This is a genomic window from Streptomyces sp. NBC_00996, assembly GCF_045162675.1.
Classification (GTDB): Bacteria; Actinomycetota; Actinomycetes; order Streptomycetales; family Streptomycetaceae; genus Streptomyces.
Map to the genome: position 1 here is coordinate 7,534,823 of NZ_CP108723.1, position 25,702 is coordinate 7,560,524.

Below are 25,702 nucleotides of genomic sequence, written 5' to 3' on the forward strand. Positions count from 1 at the left end.
GATCGGGTCCGCACTGTTTGCGTTGACGTCGGCGTCAAGGATTACCGTCAACGCATGCGAATCGGCGAGCTGGCGGCGCGGGCCGGGACGACCACGCGGACCCTGCGGTACTACGAGTCACGGGGGCTGCTGCCCGCGCGGCGGGGCGAGAACGGGTACCGGACGTACGACGAGCACGACCTGCGGCTGCTGCGGCAGATCAGGACGTTGCAGGACTTCGGGTTCGACCTGGAGGAGACGCGGCCCTTCGTGGAGTGTCTGCGGGCCGGGCATCCGGAGGGCGACTCGTGCCCCGCGTCGCTCGCGGTCTACCGCCGCAAGCTCGGCGAACTCGACGCGCTGATCGACGAGTTGCAGTCGGTGCGCGCGATGGTCGGTGAGCAGTTGGCGCGGGCGGAGCGCGCGCGTGACGAGCTGGCGGCCGACGCGGAGGTTCCGGGCGGCCCGGAACCCGTATGCGAACTGGGAGGGCGGACGCGATGATCAAGGCGGCAGGCGTGGCCGAGGTGACGGACGCGGACTTCGGGGCGGAGGTGATCGGGGCGGATCTGCCCGTGCTGGTGGAGTTCACGGCCGACTGGTGCCCGCCGTGCCGGCAGATGGGGCCGGTGCTCAGCGCCCTCGCCTTCGAGGAGGGCGACCGGCTCAAGGTCGTCCAGCTGGATGTGGACACCAATCCGCAGACGACACTCGCTTACGGAGTGCTGTCGATGCCGACGTTCATGGTGTTCCAGGGAGGCGAGCCCGTGAAGTCGATGGTGGGCGCACGGCCCAAGCGACGGCTGCTGGAGGAGCTGTCCGACGTGCTCTGACCTTCCCCGGACCTTACCGGCCATACGAAAAATCTCCTGAGCGATTGCGCTCGGGGGATTTCTTTGCGTATATTCAATGATTCGCGACTTCACGGGTGTCGGGTCGCGGAGAATTTCACTGGGCAGAGTATATCCGGGCGGGAGTGGAATTGTCAAACAGGGGCTCACACACAGAATTTCCCGACGATGAATTGCGGCATGAGCAAGAATTCATCGACGGGTTGTACGCGCGCGTGGACGCCCTGCGCGGGGTCACGGAGGCATCCGTGGGGGACGCGCTCGCCCAGGGCAGCACGCCCATGCAGGCCAGGCTCGAACGGGACGTCCTGGTCGCCGAGCGCTCGGGCCTGCTCGCCGCACTGAATGCCGTGGACGGTTCGCTCTGCTTCGGCCGCATCGACCTCACCAGCGGCGTCAGCCACCACATCGGCCGGATCGGCATCCGCGCCGACGACACCGAGCACACCCCGATGCTCATCGACTGGCGGGCCCCGGTCGCCCGTCCCTTCTACCTGGCCACCGGCCACACGCCCATGGGCCTGCGGCGGCGACGGCACATCACCACCGACGGCCGGCACGTCACCGACCTGCACGACGAGATCCTCGATCTCGGGGACCATGAGCGGACCGGGCACGAGGACCCGACCGGCGACGCGGTGCTCCTGGCCGCGCTCAACTCCGCGCGCACCGGACGCATGAGCGACATCGTGCAGACCATCCAGGCCGAGCAGGACCAGATCATCCGCGCGCCGTACCGGGGCGTGCTGGTGGTGGAAGGCGGTCCCGGCACGGGCAAAACGGCCGTGGCGCTGCACCGCGCCGCGTATCTGCTCTACGAGTACCGGGAACTGCTCGCCAAGCGTGCCGTCCTCATCGTCGGCCCCAACCCGGCCTTCCTCGGCTACATCGGCGAGGTGCTGCCCTCGCTCGGCGAGACGGGCGTCCTGCTCGCGACGGTCGGCGAACTGTTCCCCGGCGTGAAGGCCACGGCGATCGACACCCCCGAGGCGGCCGCCGTGAAGGGCCGCGCCGACATGGCCGAGGTGCTGGCCGCCGTGGTCCGCGACCGCCAGGCCCTTCCCGACCCGGTGATCGCGATCGAGCACGACCGGGACATCCTGATGCTCGACGCCGGGCTCGTGCAGGTCGCCCGCGAACGCACCCGCGAGACAGAACTGCCCCACAACGTCGCGCGCGAGCACTTCGAGGGCCACATCCTCAACACCCTCACCGACATGCTGGCCGAACGTATCGGCACGGATCCGTTCGACGGCTCGAACCTCCTCGATGCGAGCGACATCACGCAGATCCGGGACGAGCTGGCCGAGAACCCCGAGGTGTGGGGCGCGATCGACCAGCTGTGGCCGCGGCTGACCCCGCAGCGGTTGGTCGCGGACTTCCTTGCCGAGCCGGAGGGATACGTCTCGCAGGGGGAGGCGGTGGCGATTCGGCGGCCGCTCACGCGCGAGTGGAGCACCGCGGACGTCCCCCTTCTCGACGAAGCCGCCGAGCTGCTCGGTGAGGACGACCGGGTGACGCGGGCGATGGCCGACCAGGAGCGTCGTACCCAGGTCGCGTACGCGCAGGGCGTCCTGGACGTCTCCTACGCCTCTCGGACCTACGAGTTCGAGGACAAGGACGAGGAGGACTCCGAGGTCCTGTCCGCGCACAACATCATCGACGCCGAGCGGATGGCCGAGCGGCACGAGGAGGACGACCACCGCAGCGCCGCCGAGCGGGCGGCGGCCGACCGGACCTGGGCCTTCGGCCACATCATCGTCGACGAGGCGCAGGAACTGTCGCCGATGGCGTGGCGCCTGCTGATGCGGCGGAGTCCCACGCGGTCCATGACGCTCGTCGGCGATCCCGCGCAGACCGCCGAGGCGGCGGGGGTCGGCTCCTGGTCCGAGATCCTCGCGCCGTATGTCGAGGACCGGTGGGAGCACACGCGTCTTGCCGTCAACTACCGGACTCCGTCCGAGATCATGGATGTCGCGGCGGAGGTGGTACGGGCGGAGCGTCCTGGGTTCGAGCCGCCTCGGTCCGTACGGTCCACGGGGGTGCGGCCGTGGGTGCGCCCCGCTGGGGACGATCTTCCCGGCGCCGTCGCCAAGGCGGCGGCCGAGCTGACTCCCGTGGAAGGGCGGGTCGCTGTCATCGCCCCGCGTTCCCTGCATGCCTCGCTCGCCGGGCGGCTGGACGGGGTGACGGCGGGCGCCGAGCCCGATCTGACTCGCGCCGTCGTCCTTCTCGATCCTCGGCAGGCCAAGGGGTTGGAGTTCGACTCCGTGCTGGTGGTCGAGCCCGCGCTGTACGGGACGAGCGACCTGTATGTCGCGCTGACTCGGGCCACGCAGGCGCTGGGGGTGCTTCATACAGGGGAGTTGCCGGAGTCGTTGCGTGGGGTCGGGCTGAGGTAAAGGCGGGTTCTCGCCCCCTCCGCCCCTGCCCGTCCCGTACGCGCAGGTCCCCGCGCCCCTTCAGGGGCGCGGGGAACTGCGCAATCTTTTGGCGGGGGTCTGGGGGCGCAGCCCCCAGGGACGGGAATGGCCAGGGGCGGAGGGGGCGAAAAGCGCCTAGGCGGGTCGCAGCCAGATGGTGGCCAGGGGCGGCAGGGTGAGTTGGATGCTGGCGGGGCGGCCGTGGGCGCCGGTGGGTTCGGGTTTGACGGGGTCGGGGTTGAGGATGTCGCTGCCGCCGTAGCGGGTGGCGTCGGTGTTGAGGATTTCGTGCCAGGCGGGGATGTCCTCGGGGACGCCGAGGCGGTAGCCGTGGCGGACGACGGGGGAGAAGTGGGAGACGGCGAGCAGGGGGGTGCCGTCGGTGGCGTGGCGCAGGAAGGCGAAGACGTTGTCGTCGGCGGCGTCGCCGGTGATCCAGGCGAAGCCGGCGGGTTCGGTGTCGCGTTGCCACAGGGCGGGGGTGTGGCGGTAGCGGTCGTTGAGGTCGCGGACCAGGTCGCGTACCCCGCGGTGGTCGGGTTCGGCTCCGTAGGCGGGGTCGAGCAGCCACCAGTCGGGGCCGTGTGTCTGGGACCATTCGGCGCCCTGGGCGAATTCCTGTCCCATGAAGAGGAGTTGTTTGCCGGGGTGGGCCCACATGAAGCCGAGGTAGGCGCGTGTGGTGGCGCGTTGCTGCCACCAGTCGCCCGGCATCTTCGACACGAGTGAGCGTTTGCCGTGCACGACTTCGTCGTGGGAGATGGGCAGGACGTAGTTCTCGCTGTAGGCGTACACCATCGAGAACGTCATCTCGTTGTGGTGGTACTTGCGATGGATGGGCTCATGGGCCACGTAGTCCAGCGAGTCGTGCATCCAGCCCATGTTCCACTTCAGCCCGAAGCCGAGCCCTCCGAAGCCACCGGGGCCGATGTGGTGGGTGGCCCGGGTGACGCCGTCCCACGCCGTGGACTCCTCGGCGATCGTGACGATCCCGGGATTTCGGCGGTAGACGGTGGCGTTCATCTCCTGCAGGAAGGCGACCGCGTCGAGGTTCTCCCGGCCGCCGTGCTCGTTGGGGACCCATTGGCCCGGCTCGCGGGAGTAGTCGAGGTAGAGCATGGACGCGACGGCATCGACGCGGAGCCCGTCGATGTGGAACTCCTCGCACCAGTACACCGCGTTGGCGACCAGGAAGTTGCGTACCTCGCGGCGTCCGTAGTCGAACTCCAGGGTGCCCCAGTCGGGGTGGGCGGCCCGTAGCGGGTCCTCGTGCTCGTACAGCGGGCGCCCGTCGAATTCGGCCAGCGCCCAGTCGTCGCGCGGGAAGTGCGCGGGTACCCAGTCCATGAGCACGCCGATGCCGGCCCGGTGCAGCGCGTCCACCAGGTACTTGAAGTCGTCCGGGGTGCCCAGCCGGGCCGTGGGCGCGTAGAACCCGGTGACCTGGTAACCCCAGGACCCGCCGAAGGGATGCTCGGCCACCGGCATCAGCTCCACATGGGTGAAGCCCAGGTCGCAGACGTAGGAGGGGAGTTGGTCGGCCAGTTGCCGGTACGTCAACCCGGGCCGCCAGGACGGCAGATGTACCTCGTAGACAGAGAACGGGGCCTCGTGCGCCGGCCGCAGCCCCCTCCCGGACATCCACTCCGCATCCCGCCACACGTGATGGGACGCGTGGACGATCGACGAGGTGTTCGGCGGAGCCTCGGTGCGGCGGGCCATCGGGTCGGCGCGCAGCGTGCGCGTTCCGTCGGGGCGGGTGATCTCGAACTTGTACAGCTCGCCCTCGCCGATCGAGGGCACGAACAGCTCCCACACCCCGGAGGAGCCCAGCGACCGCATCGGGTATCCCGTGCCGTCCCAGAAGTTGAAGGTGCCGGCCAGGCGCACGCCGCGCGCGTTCGGGGCCCACACCGTGAAGCGGGTGCCGGTCACGCCCTGGTGCACCATCGGCTCCGCGCCGAGCGCCCGCCACAACTGCTCGTGCCGGCCCTCGCCGAGCAGATGCAGATCGAACTCGCCGAGCGCGGGCAGGAAACGGTACGCGTCCTCGGTCTCCAGAACCGTCCCCTCGTAGCCCACGACCAGCCGGTACGACGCCGGGACCGCGCGCAGTGGCAGCAGCCCCGAGAAGAAGCCGTCCCCGTCGTCGTGCAACTCGGCGCGCAGGTCGTCCGTCACCACGGTCACCGCCAGCGCGTACGGGCGGAAGGCGCGGAAGGCCACCCCACCCGGCACCGGATGGGCTCCCAGCACCCCGTGCGGATCGTGATGTGTGCCGTCGAGCAGCCGCTCCCGGTCACCGAGGCTGAGGCCGGCGAAGACGGGAGCGCTGTCGGCGGCAGGCTCCGGCGCCTTCTTCGCAACCTTCGCGGCCGTGTTCGCGATGGCCTTCTCGACGGCAGCCGCGCTCCCGGCGACCTTCTTGGCGGCAGCCTTCTTACCCACGGCAGCCTTCTTCGCGGCGGCGACCTTCTTGTCGGCGGTGGCTTTCTCGGCCGTCGTTTTCCCCTCAGCGGCCTTCTTCACCGCCGTCTTCTTCGCGGCAGCCGACTTCTTCGTACCGTTCTTCTTCGGACTGTCGTCGGACGGAGGGCGGGGCGTCACGGGCAGGGCCTCCTCGGCAGGATGAGGTGGGGAAGCGGGGCAGGTCAGGGGGATGCGGCGAGTCGGCGTATCGCCGCCATCGGCACCGGCAGCCAGTCGGGCCGGTGCCGGGCCTCGTACAGGACTTCGTAGACGGCCTTGTCCGTTTCGTAGGCGCGCAGGAGTACGGGGTCGGTGCGCGGGTCGGCGCCGGAGACCTCGGCGTAGCCGGTGCAGTACGCGGCCCGACAGGCGTCGGCCCAGCCGGCCGCCACAGGACGGTGCGAGTGGGCCGCGTAGTCGAAGGAGCGGAGCATTCCCGCGATGTCCCGCGCCGGAGGCTGCGGCATGCGGCGTTCGGCGAGGGGTTTCGACGGCTCGCCCTCGAAGTCGATGAGGGACCACTCCCCGGACGGCGCGCGCAGGCACTGGCCGAGGTGCAGATCGCCGTGGATGCGCTGCGCGGTCCAGGTACGGCCCTCGGCGGCGAGGTCGGCCAGCGCCTCGAAGGCGGTCCGTAACCCGGGAGCGTAGGAACGCAGCGCGGGCACCGCCCGTGCGGCCGCCTCCAGGCGCTCGGTCATGCCGTCGGCCAGCAACCCCATCTGCGCGTGGCCCAGCGTGACCGTGGGCAGCGCGCGGGCCAGCGCCGTGTGCACCTCGGCGGTGGCACGGCCCAGTGCCCGCGCCTCGTCACCGAAGCCACTGACGTCGCCGATGTCCTCACCCTTGGCCAGCTCGCGCAGCGCCAGTTCCCAGCCGTCCGTGGCGCCCTGCACGAAGGGCTGGAGTACGCCCAATACGTAGGAGTCGTGGTCGGAGGCCAGGTCGGCCAGCAGCCAGCCCGCCGGGGCCGGCACGCGCGCACAGCCCTCGCGGGCCAGTACCAGCGGAAGTTCCAGGTCCGGATTGTTGCCCGGCACGATCCTCCGCAACAGCTTTAGGATGAACGTATCTCCGTAGATGATCGAGGAGTTGGACTGCTCCGAGGTGACCAGCCGCGGCACCAAACCGCCCCTGATCTCTTGGCGCAGGGCGCATTCGAAGCGCAGATCGCCGATGCGGGCCCGCGTGCGGATCGCTTCGAGGAGCACGTCGGCGGGCCGGGCGTCGTACAGCGCCTCGTACACGGTCCGGCCGGCCAGCGGACCCTCCTCCAGATGCCCGATGAGCGCGGGCGCCAGCCGTGGCGGCAGCGCCTCGCGCACGCCTATCAGCAACTGGTAGCAGTCCCCGGGGTGCGGGGCGGCACCCTGGGCGGGGGTGAGCGGCTGATGTGCGCAGACGAGCAGGTGGAGCAGGCCCAAGTTGGCCGTGGGCGGTAGGAGTTCCACCCCTCCCACCAGTGAGAATCCAGTCACCGGACGCCCCTTGCCCGCGAACCACCGCTGCCGCGGCAGCCACTCCCGCAGCAGTGGATCGAGGGACGCGAGCAGTTCGGGGCGCGCGACGGCGGCCGTGGAGGAGTGGGTTGCGGCTTCCGACATGGCGTGCGTCCCTTCCACGTCGTGCGGCGGAGGAGCGTCGGGTTTCGTGAAGGGTGCCCAGGGCGGGACGGGGAAAACCGTCCCGCCCTCAATTGTGGCCGCGAGCCACGACCGGCGAGCGAGTTGCGGAGCCGGAACCATTGGCGTTCACGCCACCCGAGTCGGTGGCGTGTCCTGTCCGATCACTCGGTGAGGTTTCGCGCGACGAGCGCGCGCAGTTGATGACCGAGCCACCCGCCCGGCGGTCTCGGGTTCTGATGAACAGAACGTCGTAACGGTATCACTACTCACCGTGGTCGCGACGCAGCCGGAACCAGTAGAAGCCGTGGCCTGCGAGGGTGAGCAGGTAGGGCAGCTCACCGATGGCCGGGAATCGCACCCCGCCGATCAGCTCGACCGGGTGCCTCCCGTTGAACGCCCGCAGGTCCAGTTCGGTGGGCTGGGCGAAGCGGGAGAAGTTGTGGACGCACAGGACCAGGTCGTCCTTGTACTCGCGCAGGAAGGCGATCACCGCCGGGTTCGACGACTGGAGTTCGGTGTAGGAGCCGAGGCCGAACGCCTTGTTCTGTTTGCGGATCTCGATCATGCGGCGGGTCCAGTGCAGCAGCGAGGAGGGCGATGACATGGACGCCTCGACGTTGGTGACCTGGTAGCCGTAGACCGGGTCCATGATGGTGGGCAGGAACAGGCGGCCGGGGTCGCAGGAGGAGAAGCCGGCGTTGCGGTCGGGGGTCCACTGCATCGGGGTGCGCACGGCGTCGCGGTCGCCGAGCCAGATGTTGTCGCCCATGCCGATCTCGTCGCCGTAGTAGAGGATCGGTGAGCCGGGCAGGGACAGCAGCAGGGCGGTGAAGAGTTCGATCTGGTTGCGGTCGTTGTCCAGCAGGGGGGCGAGCCGGCGGCGGATGCCGATGTTGGCGCGCATGCGCGGGTCCTTGGCGTACTCCGCGTACATGTAGTCGCGTTCCTCGTCGGTGACCATTTCCAGGGTCAGCTCGTCGTGGTTGCGCAGGAAGATGCCCCATTGGCAGCCGGAGGGGATGGCGGGGGTCTTGGCGAGGACTTCCGACACCGGGTAGCGGGACTCGCGGCGCACGGCCATGAAGATGCGTGGCATGACGGGGAAGTGGAAGGCCATGTGGCACTCGTCGCCGCCGGAGGGGAAGTCGCCGAAGTAGTCGACCACGTCCTCCGGCCACTGGTTCGCCTCCGCCAGCAGCACCGTGTCCGGATAGTGCGTGTCGATCTCCTTGCGCACGTGCTTGAGGAACTCGTGGGTCGCCGGAAGGTTTTCGCAGTTGGTTCCCTCGACCTGGTAGAGGTACGGCACCGCGTCGAGCCGGAAGCCGTCGATCCCGAGGTCCAGCCAGAACCGCAGCGCGGAGATCATCTCCTCCTGCACGGCCGGGTTCTCGTAGTTGAGGTCCGGTTGGTGGGAGAAGAAGCGGTGCCAGAAGTACTGCTTGCGGACGGGGTCGAAGGTCCAGTTGGAGGCCTCGGTGTCGACGAAGATGATGCGGGCGTCCTGGTACTGCTTGTCGTCGTCGGCCCAGACGTAGTAGTCCCCGTAGGGGCCGTCGGGGTTGGTGCGCGATTCCTGGAACCACGGGTGCTGGTCGCTGGTGTGGTTCATGACGAAGTCGATGATCACGCGCATGCCGCGCTGGTGGGCGGCGTCGACGAACTCGACGAAGTCGGCGAGGTCACCGAATTCGGGCAGGACGGCGGTGTAGTCGGAGACGTCGTACCCGCCGTCCCTGAGCGGGGACTTGAAGAACGGGGGCAGCCACAGGCAGTCGATGCCCAGCCACTGGAGGTAGTCAAGCTTCGCGGTCAGGCCCTTGAGGTCGCCGACGCCGTCGCCGTTGCTGTCCTGGAAGGAGCGGACCAGGACCTCGTAGAAGACGGCGCGTTTGAACCAATCGGGATCGCGGTCCCTGGCCGGTGTGTCCTCGAACGTGTCCGGGACGGGCTCGTTGACGATCATGTTGTGGGTGACCCTCCGATCTGCGGTGAGGACGGTCGCAGGACGGTGAGGATGTGCGCGGGCCTATGCCCCGGCTCGAGACGCACATAGTTGGCCCTGCCCCAGTTGTAGGTCTCGCCGGTGAGCTCGTCGCGCACCGGCACGGACTCGTGCCAGTCCAGGCCGAGTTGCGGCATGTCCAACGAGACCGTGGCCTCCTGGGTGTGGTGGGGGTCGAGGTTGGCCACCACCACAACCGTGTTCGAACCGCGTGCGTCCGCAACGGACTTCGAGTAGGCGATCACCGCCTCCTTGTCCGTGTGATGGAAATGGAGGTCGCGCAACTGACGCAGCGCGGGGCTGCGCCGCCTGATCGCGTTGAGCGCGCCCACCAATGGCGCGATGCCACGTCCGTCACGCTCCGCCGACTCCCAGTCGCGCGGCCGCAGTTGGTACTTCTCCGAGTTCAGATACTCCTCGCTGCCGTCGCGCAGCGGGGTGTTCTCACAGAGTTCGTACCCGCTGTAGATCCCCCAGGTCGGCGACAGCGTCGCGGCGAGAACCGCCCGCACCTCGAAGGCCGGCCGACCGCCGCGCTGCAGGAACTCGTGCAGGATGTCGGGGGTGTTGACGAGGAAGTTGGGCCGCATGTACGCGGCCGTCTCGCCCGACAGCTCGGTGAGGTAGTCGGTCAGCTCCTCCTTGGTGTTGCGCCAGGTGAAGTAGGTGTACGACTGCTGGAAGCCGACCGCCGCGAGCGTGTGCATCATCGCGGGGCGGGTGAAGGCCTCCGCCAGGAAGATCACGTCGGGGTCGGTGCGATTGACCTCCGCGATCACCTGCTCCCAGAACACCACCGGCTTCGTGTGCGGATTGTCGACGCGGAAGATCCGTACGCCATGGCTCATCCAGTGCCGCAGCACGCGCAGCGTCTCCTGGACCAGGCCCGGCATGTCCTTGTCGAAGGCGATCGGGTAGATGTCCTGGTACTTCTTCGGCGGGTTCTCGGCGTAGGCGATCGTGCCGTCCGAACGGTGGTGGAACCACTCGGGGTGCTTGTCCACCCACGGGTGGTCGGGGGAGCACTGGAGCGCGAAGTCGAGGGCGACCTCCAGGCCGACATCCGCGGCCCGGCGTACGAACGCGTCGAAGTCGTCGATCGTGCCCAGGTCCGGGTGGACCGCGTCGTGGCCGCCCTCCGGGGAACCGATCGCCCAGGGCACACCGACGTCGTCCGGGCCCGCGGACAGGGTGTTGTCGGGGCCCTTGCGGAAGGTCGTGCCGATGGGATGGATCGGGGGCAGGTAGACGACGTCGAAGCCCATCTCCGCGATCGCGGGCAGGCGTTCGGCGGCCGTACGGAATGTGCCGTGAGGCCGCTGCGGGGTGCCCTCCGAGCGAGGGAAGAACTCGTACCAGGAGCCGTACAGCGCCCGCTCCCGCTCCACGAGCAGGGGCAACGGCTGTGAAGACGTGACGAGTTCACGCAGCGGATGGCGGGCGAGGATCTTGTCGACCTCGGGGGTGAGGGCGGCGGCGAGCCGGGCCGAGGCGGGGCGCGCGAGGTCGCGCAGCGCGTCGACGGCCCGCAGGATCGTGTCCCGGCGGCCCTTGCTCTTCGGCACTGCGGTGGCCGCCCGCTCATACAGCCGGGCGCCCTCCTCCAGGACGAGCTCCGTGTCCATCCCGGCAGGGATCTTGATGCCCGCGTGGTGCCGCCAGGTGGTGATCGGATCGCCCCACGCCTCCACCGTGTACGTCCAGCGGCCCGCCTTCTCCGCGGACACCGTGGTGCCCCAGCGGTCGGTGCCCGGAGCCAGTTCACGCATCGGGCTCCAGGGGCCGGTGCGGCCGTCCGGATCACGCAGGACGACGTTCGCGGCGACCGCGTCATGGCCCTCGCGGAAGACCGTGGCCGAGATCTCGAAGGACTCGCCGACCACCGCCTTCGCGGGCCGACGGCCGCCGAGGACGATCGGGCGGACGTCGAGGACGGGGATGCGCCCCACGGTCGTGCCGGTGATGCTGATGGTGCTGGTGGTGCCGGTGGTGCCGGTGGTGCCGGCGCGGGTCTCGGCCCCGGTCTCGGCGGAGGGTTTCTCCGTGGTGCGGGAATCGGCTTCGGTCGTGCGTACGGGCGGTGCGTCGGGGGTGGTCGTCGGGGGTGGCGACGTGTGGTGCGTTGCGGGCATGACCGCTCCTGTCCGCGTCAACTTGGGTGGGCGGATGACGGTGTGGGGAGGTGGGGCCTGCGGGGCGTACCGGAGGAGCCTTCCCACCCTATTCGGGTGGGCAATCCGGCACTTTGTTAACTACTCACGCGTATGTCTACACACAAGACCGGCCTCGTCCTGAGAGGTCGAGGCCGGTCGGTGTCCCCGGGCCCGCTAGGGGTTGTCGACCTGCAGGAGCTTGTTCGGTGAGCCGAGCCCGGCGGCCGAAATCTTCCCCGAGACGGCCTGTTTCACCAGCGCTTTGGCCACTTGGGCGGGCGTGGACCTGGGATGGTCGGCCAGATAGAGCGCGGCCGCGCCCGCCACGTGCGGGCTCGCCATCGACGTACCGGAGAAGGTCGCCTTCCCCGTGTCACTCGCGTACGACGCCGAGGTGATCGCCACACCCGGCGCGAACAGGTCGAGCGCTGAACCGGTGTTCGAGAAGCTCGCCCGTGCGTCCGACTTGTCGCTCGCACCGACCGTGAGGGCCTGCGAGACCCGGGCCGGGGAGTAGAGAATGGCCGGAAGTCCGTCGTTGCCCGCCGCCACCGCGTAGGTCACGCCGGATGCGATGGAGTTGCGTACGGCGGCGTCCAACTGTGCGTTGGCGTACCCACCCAGGCTCAGGTTCGCCACGGCGGGTTTCTTCGCGTGCTTGGTCACCCAGTCGATGCCCGCGATGACCTGGGCGGTGGTGCCGGAGCCTGCGTTGTCCAGGACGCGGACGGCGACGACCTCGGCCTTCTTGGCCACGCCGTACTTGGTGCCCACGATGGTCCCGGCGACATGCGTGCCGTGCCCGTTGCCGTCCTTGGCCGACCTGTCGTTGTCGACGAAGTCCCAGCCGTAGCTCGCCCGGCCGCCGAAGTCCTTGTGCGTGATGCGGATGCCGGTGTCGATGACGTACGTGGTCACGCCGGCGCCCGCCGATTCGGGCCAGGTGTAGCCCTTGTCCAGCGGCAGGTTCGGCTGGTCGATCCGGTCAAGGCCACAGGAGGGCGGGTTCTTCTGGTAGTGGTCGAGCGCCACCCGGGTGTCCTGCACGACCGAGGCCACGCGGGAGTCCGCCGCGAGCCGCCGGGCCTGCTTCTCGTTGACCTTCACGGCGTAGCCGTTGAGGGCCGTTCCGTAGGTGTGGCTGATTCTCGCCCCGTATTTCTCGGCGATGCTCTTTCCCGTCGACGACGGAGCCTGTGTTCCCCCCTTGAGTGTCACGATGTAACTCCCGCTGACGGAACCGGGATCGCCGGCGCCGAGTATCTGCCCCTCCGGGGCGGCGTGCGCGGGCAGGGTGATGGCCGAAAGCACCGCGGCCGTCGTGACCGCGGTGAGGCCTCCCGCCCAGCGCAGACGCCTCTCTCTCGTCTGTGCCATGACTTGAGTTCCCCTCCTCAACTCGGCGTACGGCCATCGGAGCAGACCGGTGTGGGCCGAGTCCGGCCGTACGCCACCTGGCGAGCCTCTCGTGCGGTGTGAAGCGCCACAAGGTCGCCCAGGAGGGCGGAATCGGCCATATCGCCCGTGACGTACACGTGAAGGTTGCGGCGAATTCTCGCCGAAGTCGCGCAGTCCGCCCGATCGACTGTCCGGGCCTCGATGCGCCGTGTCGCGAAGGCACCCTCGCCGCTACCGTCGTGGGTGACGAAGGACGCACAAGGGCGTGTGTCCCTCTTCGGCGCGCGTCCTGCCACGTACGCCCTCCTGCCGCCTACGTCCTCCGTTACGTCCTCCGTGAAGGTGGAACTCGTGAAGGCAATCCGCAGATTCACCGTTCGACCCGTACTCCCCGAAGCCCTTCACCCGCTCAGTGACCTGGCGCGCAACCTCCGCTGGTCCTGGCATGCCGAGACCCGCGACCTCTTCCAGTCCGTCGACCCGGAGCGCTGGGCCGCCTCGGACGGCGACCCCGTACGCCTGCTGGGCAGCGTGTCGACCGGGCGGCTCGCGGAGCTCGCCGAGGACCGCCGCTTCCTGCGCCGCCTTTCCGCGGTCGCCGACGATCTGCGCGACTATGTGACCGGCGACCGCTGGTACCAGTCCCAGTCCTCCGAACTGCCCGCCGCCATCGCCTACTTCTCGCCCGAGTTCGGCATCACGGCCGCGCTGCCGCAGTACTCCGGGGGCCTCGGCATCCTCGCGGGCGATCATCTGAAGGCCGCCAGCGACCTGGGTGTTCCGCTGATCGGCGTGGGTCTGCTCTACCGGCACGGCTACTTCCGGCAGACCCTGTCGCGCGACGGCTGGCAGCAGGAGCACTACCCGGTCCTGGACCCGAACGAGCTGCCCCTGATGCCCTTGCGCGATTCTGACGGCACCGTCGCCCAGGTCTCGCTGGCCCTCCCCGGCGGCCGTGCGCTGCGTGCCCGGATCTGGCTGGCCCAGGTCGGCCGCGTCCCGCTCCTCATGCTCGACTCCGATGTCGAGGAGAACGACCTCGGCGAGCGCGGGGTGACCGACCGGCTCTACGGCGGCGGCAGCGAACACCGGCTGCTGCAGGAGATGCTCCTCGGCATCGGAGGAGTGCGCGCGGTACGGACGTACTGCCGGCTCACCGGCCACCCGCAGCCCGAGGTGTTCCACACGAACGAGGGCCACGCGGGCTTCCTCGGCCTGGAGCGCATCGCCGAACTCGCCGACCAGGGGATGGACTTCGAGTCCTCCCTGGAGGCGGTCAGGGCCGGCACGGTCTTCACCACCCACACCCCTGTCCCGGCCGGCATCGACCGCTTCGACCGAGAGCTGGTGGCCCGCCACTTCGGTACGGACGCCGAACTCCCGCGCATCGACGTGGAACGGATCCTGGGCCTCGGCATGGAGACCTACCCCGGAGGCGAGCCGAACCTCTTCAACATGGCGGTGATGGGGCTGCGCCTCGGCCAGCGGGCGAACGGGGTCTCGCTGCTCCACGGTCACGTCAGCCGGGAGATGTTCTCGGGCCTGTGGCCGGGATTCGACCCGGAGGAGATCCCGATCACCTCGGTGACCAACGGTGTGCACGCGCCCACCTGGGTGGCTCCGGAAGTCTTCCGGCTCGGCGCCCGGCAGATCGGCGCGCAGCGTACCGAGGACGCCTTGACGGTCGGCGGCTCGGACCGCTGGGACGCGGTGGCCGACATCGCGGACCAGGAGATCTGGGATCTGCGGCGGGTGCTGCGCGAGCAGTTGGTGCTGGAGGTGAGGGAGCGTCTGTACGCGTCCTGGCGCCAGCGCGGCGCGGGAACGGCCGAACTGGGGTGGATCGACGGGGTGTTGGACCCTGACGTCCTGACCATCGGCTTCGCGCGCCGCGTGCCCTCGTACAAACGACTGACCCTGATGCTGCGCGACCGCGACCGTCTGATGGACCTTCTGCTGCATGCCGAACGCCCGATCCAGATCGTGGTCGCGGGCAAGGCCCATCCCGCGGACGACGGCGGGAAGCGGCTGGTCCAGGAGCTGGTCCGGTTCGCGGACGACCCACGGGTACGCCACCGGATCGTGTTCCTGCCGGACTACGGCATGGCGATGGCACAGAAGCTGTACCCGGGGTGCGACATCTGGCTGAACAATCCCCTCCGCCCGCTGGAGGCCTGCGGAACGAGTGGCATGAAGGCGGCGCTCAACGGCTGCCTGAACCTGTCCGTCCTGGACGGCTGGTGGGACGAGTGGTTCCAGCCCGACTTCGGCTGGGCGATCCCGACGGCGGACGGCACGGCGACCGACGACGACCGCCGCGACGACCTGGAGGCGGCGGCGCTGTACGACCTGCTCGAACAGCGCGTGGCCCCGCGCTTCTACGAGCGGGGCCAGGGTGGCCTGCCCGACCGCTGGATCGAGATGGTTCGCCGGACGCTGACCCATCTCGGCCCGAAGGTGCTCGCGGGCCGGATGGTCCGCGAATACGTGGAGCGCCTGTACACCCCGGCGGCCCGCGCCCACCGCTCGCTCACCGCGGACACGGCCCGCGAGCTGGCCGCGTGGAAGTCCCGCGTCCGCTCCGCCTGGCCGCAGGTCACGGTCGACCACGTCGAGGCCTCCTCCGCCACGACCACCGCCGAACTCGGCACCACCCTGTCCCTGCGCGTCCGCGTCGGCCTCGGCGAGCTTGCCCCGGACGACGTCGAGGTGCAGGCCGTCGCGGGCCGCGTCGACTCCGACGACCGCATCGCGGACGCGGTGTGCGTGCCGCTGAAACCGGCGGGCGGCCCGGACCTGGAGGGGCGTTGGGCGTACGAGGGCCCGCTCTCCCTGGACCGCACCGGCCCCTTCGGCTACACGGTGCGGATCCTGCCCACGCACCGCTTGCTCGCGTCGAGCGCGGAGGTGGGTCTGGTGGCGGTGCCGTCGGAGGAGATGGGGGAGGGGGCGGGGGTTCTGATGCGGTGACGGTCGTCAGGGGCTTGCTCTGACGTCATGAGCTTGCGCTGAACAGGGCCGGGGACTGGAAGCGGGGGGTCGGCCGACCCCCCGCTTCCAGTCCCCGGCCCTGACGGGGGCATCTGCCGAAAGTCCGCTTGAGGTGTGACTCGGGTGCTGATGGTGTGATCTGGTGGGTTCGCCTGCGTTCGCCTGGATTCCCCCGATCCAGGAGCAAAGTTCCCTCCCGCGTATGCCCCCTGTTCGCACGATGACGTGTCTGATCGATCATGGCCAGGTCAAGTCGCCGCGAAGAGCGCAAAGTTGACTTGCTGGAGCGCCAAGAGGTGCTGCTGTGGCTCAAGTTGCATCCTTGACGGAAGGTGAAAAGGAAGTTTGAATCCTGGCGACCTATGAAGATCTTGTGACTGTGGGGGCGGGGTTCTGTGTCGGTGGGGTGGGGCGGGCGGGGCGCGTTAGGGCGCCGGAGACATAAGGGAGGGCGCAGGGCGTCCAGCGTTGCGGCGGCCGCGTTCGCCATGCTGGTCGCGACATTGGCACTCCCGGTGCCGGAGGCGCACGCCGCCGCTGCGGAGTCGGATCCCGCGCCACTGACGGAGGGACAACAGGCCCTGGCGGAGGCCCAGTCGTCGGGGCAGCGGGTGGAGGTGACGGGGGAGCGTTCCGAGCGGACGACGGTGTACGCCAACCCCGACGGTTACACCTTCACGCTCGAGGAGTCGGCGGTCCCGGTGCGGGTCGCCAAGTCCGGCGGTGGCTGGCAGGCGCCCGACGCGACGTTGGAGAAGCGTGCGGACGGCTCGGTCGGTCCAACGGCGGCAGCAGTTACCTGTCCGGGCCCTCGAACGCGTCCACGACGGGCTGGTGTTACTTCGAGGTCGACCCGACCCGGCCGAAGGCGCCACAGGTGACGGTCGGCTCCCCGTACTCGGAGTGCACGACCAACGACTGTGTGGCGGGCGGCGGTCCCGGTCAGAGCGCGACCTTCACGTTCAAGGCCGCTGAAGGTGACACGAACAACGTGGCCTATGAGTACAGCCTGAATTCGGGGCCCTGGGCGAATGCGAAGAAGGTGTGCAAAGCGGGGGTTGCTGAGTGGGTCTGTGTCAACCTTGACGAGAGGAGCCCGTACTTCGTCGGCTGGCAGGCTGTCATCACTCCTGATCACGCGGCTACCTACCATCTTTCCGTCCGTGGCCGGGACAATGTCGGTTCGGGCCGTGCCGGTGCCTGGGCTTATGTGGATTTCGCGGTGCATGACGGTGCCGGCCCGGTGGGGCGGTGGCACTTCGCCGAATCCGACGGCGCCGCGATCGACTCCTCCGCGGCCGTCGGCACGACAGGGCATGATGCGACGCTTGCCGGGGGTGCCGTCCGGGACAAGCGAGGTCGCCGCGGCTGGCTGACCCGTGACGCGCAGGGTCAGCTGCTGGCTACACCGGTCACCGACGAGGGGCTCGGTCTCAACGGCACGTCCGGGTATGCGGCGACCGCTGATCAGGTGCTCGACACTTCCGCCTCGTACACGGTGTCGGCGTGGGTGCGTGTTGATCCCAGTGCGGCGCACACGCTGACGGTGCTGAGCCAGACACCGGCGTCCGCCGGTCCGTTCGCGAAGAAGTACAGCCCGTTGCTGCTGTCGTACGGGGGCGGAGGGGACAACACTTGGAGCATGCGTGTGCTGGCCGGTGACGGGGCCTTCCGCGAGGCCAAGGCCAAACAGGCGACTCCTCGCGGGGTGTGGACCCATGTGGTCGGGGTGCACGACGCGGAGAGCAAGAAGATCAGCCTTTACCTCAACGGGAAGTTGCAGGCCACGGTGGACGCCGGGACCGCCTGGGAGGCGAAGGGCCCGCTGCAGATCGGCCGGGGGATGTACGCGGACGCCTACACGGACTATCTGCAGGGCTCCGCGGACGAAGTGTCTGTATGGCAGCGGACACTGAGCGGTCGCGAGGTCTCCGACGAGGCCCGTCTGATGGTCTCGGAGCAGGATGCGGCGGTGGAGCTGGTCGGCGACTGGTGGGGCGAGCGGGGCAGTGGCACCACCATCACGGACACCGTGTCGGGTTACGGCAGGTCGCTGACGCTTGCGGGCGGGGCGTCGCTGGACGGTGAGTCGATCGTGCTGGACGGGGTGGACGACGCGGCCACGGCGGCCGGGCCGCTGGTGGACGGCACGGGGTCGTTCACGGTGACCGCGCTGGCGTCTTTGGACGGGGACAAGCTCGCGGCCAAGGACGTCGGGTACAGCGGGCAGGTGCTGGGGCAGCGGACGGCGGACGGGTCCGCGTGGGGGCTCTGGTACGAGCTGACGGGCAAGCAGACCATCACGGACCCGGACACCTTCGAGGAGAAGACCGTGCCCGTTGGGTTCTGGCGCTTCGGTCGGCTCAATGCTGATGGCACGTTCAGCGCGGTGGCGTCCGACGAGTCCGCACTGCTGGACGGCATGGTGCGGCTGACGGGCGTCTTCGATGCGCAGGCGGGCACGATCAGCCTCTATCTGGGGCACACGCAGAACGACGACGTCAAGACCTTCACCGCGAAGGTGGGCTCGGGCGACTTCGCGGTCGGCAAGGGCTTCACCGGCGGTGCCTGGCAGCACTGTCTGCCGGGCCGGGTCGCGGAGATACGCGTGTGGACCGGCGCGATGGCCGGCTGGGAGCAGATCGAGGAACGCGTGGGCGACTGACCGGCGGTGGGTGCGGGCGGCTGGCGACGCGGCTGTCCGCACCGTGACGCACTGGGTGCGGCTCGACGTGAGCGCGCGCATGACTTGCTGGACTTCTCTCTTCTGGACCGGGTGGGGCGGAAACGATGGCTTTTGGCATAGGCACCTCAAGAAGACGCCGTGGTGTCATGCGGCACCGGCGCGGACGGCTGCTGGTGCAGTCGCTGGCTTTGGCGTTGGTGGTGCCGCTGGGGCTTGCGCAGGTGGCCGAGGCCCGGCCGGGCGGCGGTCTGGGGCGGCCCGACCTGCCGAAGCAGCGGGTGAGCAAGGTCAAGGCGTTCGGCGGGCCCGGTGCGAAGAAGGCCCGGGCGAAGGCCGCCAAGGACCGGAAGGCCAACGCCGTGCAGGCCACCCGGGCCCGGGCGCAGCAGAAGGCGGCCTGGCCCAAGGCGGGCGAGGCAGTGGTGAAGGTGAGCCGGGGCAAGGCGGGCACGGCCTCGCCCGCGGGCCTCCCCGTTGCGGTGAGCCCTTCGTCCGCGAAGCAGGCCGCAGCAGGCGGCGAGGCGCGGATCACCGTGCTGGACCAGAAGGCGGCCCGGAAGGCGGGCATCACGGGCGTCCTGCTGACCGCCGAGGCGGAGACGGCGGGCACCGCCGACGTGAGCGTCGACTACGGCGGTTTTGCCTCCGCGGTGGGCGGCGGCTGGTCCCAGCGACTGCGCCTGGTGCAGCTGCCCTCCTGCGCGCTGACGACGCCGCAGAAGGCGGAGTGCCGTAAGCAGACCCCGCTGACGTCGGACAACGACATCGCCCGCCAGTCCGTCTCGGCGATGGTGCAACTGCCCGAGGCGCAGGACGGCATGTCCTCGCAGCTCGTACACGCCGCCAACAGCGCCGCCACCAGTACCTCCTCCGGGGCGACTGTCCTCGCGGTCACCGCGACCAGCACCGGCTCCGGCCAGTCCCCGGCCGGCACCGGGGACTACTCCGCGACACCGCTGTCGGCGTCCTCCGCCTGGCAGGCGGGCGGCAGCTCCGGTTCCTTCACCTGGTCGTACGGCTTCACGATGCCGCCCGCTGCGGCGGGCCCCGCGCCGTCGCTGTCCCTGTCCTACGACTCGGGCAGCATCGACGGCCGTACCGCGACCACCAACAATCAGGGCACCTCTGTCGGTGAGGGTTTCACGCTCACTGACTCCTATATCGAGCGCACCTACGGTTCCTGTGACGACGACGGTCACACGGACGTCTTCGACCAGTGCTGGAAGTACGACAACGCCCGCCTGGTGTTGAACGGCAAGTCGACGCGCCTGGTCAAGGACAAGGACAGCGGCGAGTGGCGGCTGGCCGACGACGACGCCTCGAAGGTGACGCGCTCCACGGGCGCGGCCAACGGCGACGACAACGGCGAGTACTGGACCGTCACCACCGGCGACGGCACCAAGTACGTCTTCGGCCTGAACAAGCTGGACGGTGCGGACACCCAGCGCACCAACTCCACCTGGACCGTTCCCGTATTCGGCGACGACTCCGGCGAGCCCGGCTACGGAAACGGCGGCACCTTCGCCGACCGGTCGCTCACCCAGGCCTGGCGCTGGAACCTCGACTACGTCGAGGGCACCCGGGGCAACGCTGCCACCTACTGGTACACGAAGGAGTCGAACTACTACAAGAAGAACAAGGCGACCACGGCCAACGCCTCCTACACCCGCGGCGGCTATCTCACCCGGATCGAGTACGGCCTGCGCGCCGGGGCCCTGTTCACCGACCAGGCCGACGCGAAGGTCACCTTCTCCCATGCGGAGCGGTGTACGGCCTCGGACTGCTCCAGCCTGACCAAGGACACGGCCGACAACTGGCCGGATGTGCCGTTCGACGCGATCTGCTCCAAGGACGACACCGATTGCAACGCGGCCGGCCCGTCCTTCTTCTCCCGCAAGCGGCTGACCGGCATCAGCACCTCCTCCTACAACGCCACCACCAGTGCCTACGATCCGGTGGACTCCTGGGCGCTGACCCAGCAGTACCTGGACGGCGGCGACATCGGCGACAGCTCCGATCAGGTGCTGACCCTCAAGTCGCTCAAGCGGACCGGCAAGGCGGGCGACGCTGACATCGCGGTGAACCCGGTCTCGTTCACGTACCAGATGCGGCCCAACCGGGTGGACGCGACGGACGACATCCTGCCGCTGACCCGTCCCCGTATCTCGACGGTCACGTCGGAGACCGGGGCGATCACCACGGTGACGCTGTCGTCGCCGGAGTGTGTGCGCAGTCAGGTGCTGGGTGCGGCGCAGGACACCAACACGCGTTCCTGCTATCCGCAGTTCTGGCACATCAACGGCGCCCAGGACGCCTCGGTGGACTGGTTCCACAAGTACCGGGTACTGGCCGTGGTCGTCTCCGACCCGGCCGCGAACAATGACGCCGTCGAGTCCGCCTACTCCTACAGCGGTGCGGCCTGGCACTACGCCGACGACCCGTTCACGCCCACGGACGAGCGGACCTGGTCGGACTGGCGCGGCTACCGCCAGGTCACCGTCCAGACCGGCGCGACCAGCGGCACGCGTTCCAAGACGGTCTCGCTCTATCTGCAGGGCATGGACGGCGACAAGAAGAAGGACGGCACCACCAAATCCGTGACCGTCGCCCCGCTGAGCACACCCGACCTCGGCGCCGCCACCCTCACCGACAGTGACGCGTACGCAGGGCGACTGCGCGAGCAGGTCACCCACGACGGTGCCACGCCGATCTCGGCGACGACGAACGATCCATGGTCGAAGGAGACCGCGCGCCAGAGTGCGCCCGGCGCGGGCGACCATGTGGCCCGCTACGTACGCACCGCCAGGGCGAGGACGTACACCTACCTGACCGTCCCGAAGACATGGCGCACCCGCTCGATCTCCACGACCTACGACGACTACGGCATGCCCGTCTCCGTCAGCGACTCCGGCGAGCTGGGCCTCGGCGGTGACGAGGCCTGCACCCTCACCTGGTACGCCCGCAACGACAGCGTGGGCATCACCGCTCTGACCTCGCGCACCCGCACGGTCGGCCGGGTCTGCTCGATCACGGACACGAGTCTGAGCCTCCCGGCGACCTCGGCCACCCGCGGCGAGGTGCTCTCCGACACCGCCGTCGTCTACGACACGCCCAATGCGACCGGCTGGCTCGCCACGCAGAAGCCCACCAAGGGCGAGGCGACCTGGACCGGCCGCGCGACGGGTTACGCCACCACCGCCGACTCGAACGGCGAGCGCACGCCCACGGGCTGGCAGACCGTCGCCACGAGCACGTACGACGGCCTCGGCCGGCCGCTGAGCGTCACCGACACGGCAGGGCATACCACCTCGACCGCCTACACCCCGGCCGACGCGGGCCCGCTGACCAGGACGATCAGCACCGACCCCAAGGGCAACCGTTCGGCCACGTACTACGACCCGCGCCGCGGCCAGGCGCTGCGCAGCTACGACATCAACCTGAAGAAGACCGAGCTGAACTACGACGCGCTCGGCCGTCTGACCGAGGTGTGGCTGCCCAACCGGATCCGCGGCAGCCAGGCCCCCAACACCACGTACGCCTACCACCTCGACTCCGCCAAACCCTCCTGGGTGTCCACCTCGGCCCTGAAGAAGGACGGCGACACCTACAACACCAGCTACACCCTCTACGACTCCCTGCTGCGACCGCTGCAGACCCAGTCACCGACCCCGCAGGGCGGCCGGCTGCTGACCGACACCCGCTACGACACCCGCGGCCTGGCCTACGAGACGTACGCCGACATCTTCGACACCACCAGCACCCCCAACGGCACCTACACCCGCGCCGAGTACGGAGAGGCGCCCGCCCAGACCGAGACGGTCTTCGACGGAGCCGGCCGGCCCACCACCAGCACCCTGTACGTCGGCGGCGTCAAGAAGTGGGCCACGACCACCGGCTACACCGGCGATTCCGTCGCCACCACGGCCGTGCAGGGCGGCTCGGCACAGCGCACCATCACCGACGTACGCGGACGGACGACGGAGAGTCGCGAGTACGCGGACGTGAGTCCGGCGGACAGCGGCTTCGGCACCGGACCCGGCGCCTCCTACACGTCCACGAAGTTCGCCTACGCCAAGGACGGCCAGCAGTCGTCGATCACCGGTCCCGACGGCGCCAAGTGGACCTACACCTACGACCTGTTCGGCCGCCAGACCAGCACAACCGACCCCGACAAGGGCCAGTCGACCACCGAGTACAACACCCTCGACCAGGTCATCAAGTCCACCGACTCCCGCGGCAAGTCCATCCTGACCGCGTACGACGAACTGGGCCGCGCCACCGGCACCTGGACCGGCTCGAAGACGGACGCCAACCAGCTCACCGCCGCCACCTACGACACCCTGCTCAAGGGCCTGCCCACCTCCTCCACCCGCTATGTGGGCGGCAAGGCCGGGCAGGCGTACACGCAGACCGTCACGGCCTACGACAGCCTGAGCCGTGCGACCGGCACCCAGCTCGAACTCCCGGCCGGCGACCCGTTCGTGAAGGCGGGCGCCCCGTCCACGCTGGCCTACGAGAGCCACTACAACATCGACGGCAGTCTGCAGTTCGACCGGGAGCCGTCGATGGGCGGCCTGCCCTCGGAGATCATCGGCTTCACCTACGACGGCCTGGGCGACCTCACCGAGATCGGCGGGTCGACCGGCTACCTCGATGATGTCTCCTACTCCGCGCTGGGCCAGCCCGAGCAGCTGACGCTGGGCACCGGCGGTACCGGCAACAAGTACCTCTACGTCACCAACACCTACGAGGAGGGCACCGGCCGCCTGACCCGCAGCCATGTCACGGACCAGACCCACCCGTACATGCTGCAGGACCTCAACTACACCCACGACCAAGCCGGAAACGTCACCGCGATCAGCGACCCGACCACCCTGGGCGGCACCAGTACGGCGGACACCCAGTGCTTCGCCTACGACGGCCACCAGCGCCTGACCCAGGCCTGGACACCCTCCTCGCAGAAGTGCTCCGATGCGCGCAGCGCCTCCAGCCTGTCGGGCCCGGCCCCCTACTGGTCGAGCTACACCTACAACGACGCCGGACAGCGCACCAGCGAAACGGCCCACAAGAGCAGCGGCACCACCAAGACCACCTACTGCTACACCTCCACCACCCAGCCGCACACCCTGACCGGCACCACCACCAAGACGGACTGCACCAGCCCGGACCGCACCTACAGCTACGACACCACCGGCAACACCAAGACGCGCCCCGGCCAGGCGGCTGGTGGCACCCAGGACCTGACCTGGTCCGACGAGGGCCAGCTCAGCAAGCTCACGGAGAACGGCACCTCCACCGACTACCTCTACGGCGCGGACGGCAATCTCCTGATCCGCACCACCGGAAACGGGGAGCGGGTCCTGTACGCGGGTGCCACCGAACTCCACCTGCGCGCCGACGGCACCACCTGGGCCCAGCGCTACTACGCCTCCGGCGGCATGACGGTCGCGATGCGCTCCAACGAGTCCGGCTCGGAGAAGCTGTCCTACCTGGCCGGTGACCACCACGGCACCTCCAGCCTCGCCATCGGCGCCGACACGACCCAGGCGTTCACCAAGCGCTACACCACCCCCTTCGGCGCCGACCGCGGCACCCCCGCCTACGGCCCCTGGCCCGACGACAAGGGCTTCCTCGGCAAAACCCGCGACACCACCACCGGCCTCACCCACATCGGCGCCCGCGAATACGACCCGACCATCGGCCAGTTCCTCAGCGTCGACCCCATCCTCGCCACGTCCGACGCCCAGAGCCTCAATGGCTACAGTTACGCGGACAACTCACCGGTGACCTCGGCAGATCCCAGCGGGCTGTGCATGGCTGACCAGTGTGGTGTCGGTGTACCAAAGGGTGATGGATCCGGTGAAATCATTACAGATGGGCCAATCAACCCGGACGATCCCAGCGCCGGCAGTTGTCACAAGGGTCACTGCAGTGGTGGCGGTGGTACGTCTGATACCTCTGACAGCACAGGTGATAGCCAGACCGTCACGTCGCCTGCGGAACTCATGTCCTTCCTTCCGCAGGGCAGTCACGCAAATGACGGCGACTGGCTGAACCAGAAGTGGATTGCGTACGGCTACGGTACCGATGGCGGCGGCTACTGGGACTCTCCCGTCGGCGACGACGGGCGTGACGCGATTGCATGCTTCGGGCGCCTCGCATGTCAACATGCCGCCACCGTCTGGATGAACACGCACAACCTGGCGAAAGCCAAGAAAGTAGCCGCCACCTACTGCGTCGTTCACGCCAAGGAGTGCGGCATCGATCAGGGCGCCTTCGAGTCGCACCAGGACGCCGTCGAAACTGTTCCAATCCTGCTGGCAGGTGAGGCGGCATTCGCACTGAGAGGACTTCGAACGCGAGCGGGCAACTGCCACAGCTTTGTCTCCGGGACGAACGTTCTCCTCGCGGACGGAAGTACCAAGCACATCGAGGAAATCAAGGTCGGGGAAAAGGTCGTCACAACCGACCCGGAAACTGGTAAGACCCGTGCGCACAAAGTCATCGACACCATCGTCACAAAGGACGACAAGGAATTCGTCGATCTGGCCATCACGGCACCCAGCGGCAAGACGTCCGGCGACTCTCTGATCGCGACCATCACTCACCCCTTCTGGTCGCCCTCGGAGCACACCTGGGTCGACGGGGGCGACCTGCGCCCTGGCATGACGCTGCGCACCGAAGACGGCCACGAAGCCAAGATCGCCACCGCCCGCCACTTCACCAAGCAGCAGATAACCCACGACCTGACCGTCAGCGGCGTCCACACGTACTATGTGCTGGCGGGGGCTACGCCGGTCCTCGTTCATAATTCCGGTGGCTGCCCCGAGGTAGATGAAATATCCGAGAACATCGCGAAGCATGCGAACGGTGAAGCTATTCGTCCGGATGGGGACGGAACACATTTCGTTCGAGGTGTCGACGAAAAGGCGCTTCCCTACTATGTCGACGGTGTGATCAATGGGCACGTCCCCAATGTTGAGACCAGATATCTCCGTAATGGGCGAGTCGGCTACTGGGACCCCGATAAGCGGTCGGTTGTAATCGAAGACGGTGACGGCGGAACCGTATTCACCCCCAAGGGTGGAAAGGACTGGTTCGATAATGTCCTCAGATGACGAG

At 68.8% G+C, this 25,702-nt stretch carries 10 protein-coding genes and 1 pseudogene; 6 read left to right on the forward strand and 5 right to left on the reverse strand.

Annotation, left to right across the window (positions count from 1 at the left end):
• Positions 1–54 precede the first annotated feature (54 nt).
• The 3 genes from OG390_RS35450 (at position 55) to OG390_RS35460 (ending at position 3,232) form a co-directional block, all read left to right on the forward strand.
• Positions 55–483: a MerR family transcriptional regulator gene (locus OG390_RS35450; protein ID WP_406173551.1), complete on the forward strand. Its 429-nt coding sequence runs from the start codon at positions 55–57 to the stop codon at positions 481–483.
• On the forward strand, positions 480–812 hold the full coding sequence (locus tag OG390_RS35455; protein ID WP_406173553.1) for a thioredoxin family protein: 333 nt from the start codon (positions 480–482) through the stop codon (positions 810–812). The genes OG390_RS35450 and OG390_RS35455 overlap by 4 nt, the downstream gene beginning before the upstream one ends.
• Before the next feature lie 131 nt (positions 813–943).
• Positions 944–3,232, forward strand: a complete 2,289-nt coding sequence (locus OG390_RS35460; RefSeq protein WP_406178041.1) for a HelD family protein — start codon at positions 944–946, stop codon at positions 3,230–3,232.
• A 156-nt stretch (positions 3,233–3,388) separates the two neighbouring features.
• On the opposite strand, the gene glgB is transcribed toward OG390_RS35460, so the two are convergent.
• From glgB to OG390_RS35485, 5 genes are all read right to left on the reverse strand, one after another.
• Positions 3,389–5,860, reverse strand: a complete 2,472-nt coding sequence (gene glgB / locus OG390_RS35465; protein WP_406173555.1) for a 1,4-alpha-glucan branching enzyme — start codon at positions 5,858–5,860, stop codon at positions 3,389–3,391.
• Positions 5,861–5,904: 44 nt separating this feature from the next.
• Positions 5,905–7,326 carry a maltokinase N-terminal cap-like domain-containing protein gene (locus tag OG390_RS35470; RefSeq protein WP_406173557.1) on the reverse strand — a complete coding sequence of 474 codons (1,422 nt, stop codon included), beginning with the start codon at positions 7,324–7,326 and terminating at the stop codon, positions 5,905–5,907.
• A 283-nt stretch (positions 7,327–7,609) separates the two neighbouring features.
• Positions 7,610–9,313, reverse strand: coding sequence for a maltose alpha-D-glucosyltransferase (gene treS, locus OG390_RS35475; RefSeq protein WP_406173559.1), 1,704 nt, complete (start codon positions 9,311–9,313; stop codon positions 7,610–7,612).
• Entirely contained in the window at positions 9,310–11,484 is a 2,175-nt protein-coding gene (locus OG390_RS35480; protein WP_406173561.1) for a maltotransferase domain-containing protein, read from the reverse strand. Before OG390_RS35480 ends, treS begins: the two co-directional genes overlap by 4 nt.
• A 195-nt stretch (positions 11,485–11,679) precedes the next feature.
• Entirely contained in the window at positions 11,680–12,882 is a 1,203-nt protein-coding gene (locus tag OG390_RS35485; RefSeq protein WP_406173563.1) for a S8 family peptidase, read from the reverse strand.
• A 372-nt stretch (positions 12,883–13,254) separates the two neighbouring features.
• Between OG390_RS35485 and OG390_RS35490 the strand changes: the two genes are divergently transcribed.
• From OG390_RS35490 to OG390_RS35500, 3 genes and pseudogenes are all read left to right on the forward strand, one after another.
• Complete coding sequence (locus OG390_RS35490; protein ID WP_406173565.1) at positions 13,255–15,873, forward strand: glycosyltransferase family 1 protein; 2,619 nt, start codon at positions 13,255–13,257, stop codon at positions 15,871–15,873.
• 509 nt (positions 15,874–16,382) lie between these two features.
• Positions 16,383–18,556, forward strand: a pseudogene (locus OG390_RS35495) (hypothetical protein); the annotation flags it as partial.
• 170 nt (positions 18,557–18,726) lie between these two features.
• Positions 18,727–25,698, forward strand: a complete 6,972-nt coding sequence (locus OG390_RS35500; protein WP_406173567.1) for an RHS repeat-associated core domain-containing protein — start codon at positions 18,727–18,729, stop codon at positions 25,696–25,698.
• Positions 25,699–25,702: the final 4 nt, after the last annotated feature.